The organism is Glycomyces halotolerans (assembly GCF_054779575.1).
In genome coordinates this window covers 1-1,431 of sequence record NZ_BAAGXZ010000048.1, presented here as the reverse complement: position 1 = coordinate 1,431, position 1,431 = coordinate 1, and the positions used below count along the sequence as shown (strand labels likewise).

Sequence of the window (1,431 nt, the reverse complement as noted above, 5' to 3'; positions counted from 1 at the left end):
TCTTAAATATACTTTTACAAATTTCTCTTGCATTGTAATACCTTGTCCAGCGATATAGTATCCCCATGATGCCACTAGTGTCGCATTAAAATAATTCAACGCTTTATAAAAATCTAAATTTTCAGTAATTTTATCTTTGCATAAAAAAGCCTTTATAATGGTTGGGCGGTACTAAACCATCCAAATCCAAAATAAAGGACAATAAACATGGATAAGTTTACACGAAAAACATCATTTGAACAATGGTTTTCACCGATTTTCTCCACAAAACTCGAGGAATTGGTTGAAAGCTATCAATTAAATTACTATACAAAGAAGCTACACATTGCGTCATTCTTGAAATTGTTCGTATTCGCTCAGCTCAATGAAACCGAGAGTCTGCGTGCAGTCAGTGAGACATTATTTTCTGACGACCTTCAAAAAGCGACGCATTTAGAAGCGATTAGCTTTTCGCAGCTCGGACGCCGATTAAATCAAGTGCCGACTGAAGTGTTCCAACAGGTATTTTTGGATTTAGTTGCCCAAATTCACGAGAAATCACATTATGAGCAGCGCCGAGAAACGACAACACCACTGAAAATTATCGACTCGAGTACGTTGCCATTGAACTTGAAAAACCATAAGTGGGCTGAATTCCGTAAAACAAAGTCGGGCATCAAGCTTCATTTACGTCTTGTTTACGCAGAAAAAGGCTGTTCCTATCCAGATAAAGCGGTGCTGACAAACGCGAAAGAACATGATCGTGGTCAGCTGGAAGTACTTGTTGACGACAAAGAATGCATGTATGTCTTTGACCGGGGTTACTTGGATTATGAACGATTTGACCGCATGACAGACGATGGGTATTTCTTTGTGTCACGCTTACGAAAAAACGCTGTCATTCGTGTAATCGAGCCATTTAAACTGCCTGAAGACTCGCTTGTGTTTTCAGATGAAATGGTTTTGATTGGTACACCACAAAACCGTGCAGAAAACGCTTTTCGCCTCATCAAAGTGCTCGATTCAAAAGGAAACGAACTGCATCTGATCACGAATCGATTTGATTTAAGCGCTGACGAAATCGCTGAGTTATATAAGTCGCGCTGGGCAATCGAGCTATTTTTTAAATGGCTGAAGCAGCACTTGACGATTAAAAAGTTCTACGCACAAAGCGAACAAGGCGTGCATAATCAGGTGTACATCGCGATGATTGTCTATTGCCTGCATGTACTGGCACAACTGAACACGAATAGTTCGAGAACGTACTTACAAATTAGTCGTTTACTGAAGGCAGCTCCATGGAAATCCGCTCACTTATGGCTACGAAAAATCGCAGGAAAAGCGGTCCCATAAAGGGTTTCCCGCCTCTGTCACACTCGTCAACAGTTATAGTGAAAAAATGGATGTTTACTACCTCTGTTCAAGAGTATTCGTTTTTCTTTATAAAAGGAA

The 1,431-nt window shown here is 40.2% G+C and carries 1 protein-coding gene; it reads left to right on the top strand.

The genetic code is table 11. From position 1 onward, the window contains the following. Window positions 1–207 precede the first annotated feature (207 nt). Window positions 208–1,332 (top strand): IS4-like element IS4Bsu1 family transposase, encoded by a 1,125-nt coding sequence (locus ACYVL2_RS19945; RefSeq protein WP_100347207.1) that lies wholly within the window; start codon window positions 208–210, stop codon window positions 1,330–1,332. Window positions 1,333–1,431: the final 99 nt, after the last annotated feature.

What these genes read in the sequence shown, in the direction of transcription:
- ACYVL2_RS19945 (WP_100347207.1), top strand. Translation starts at nt 208, where the DNA reads ATGGATAAGTTTACACGAAAAACATCATTTGAACAATGGTTTTCACCG.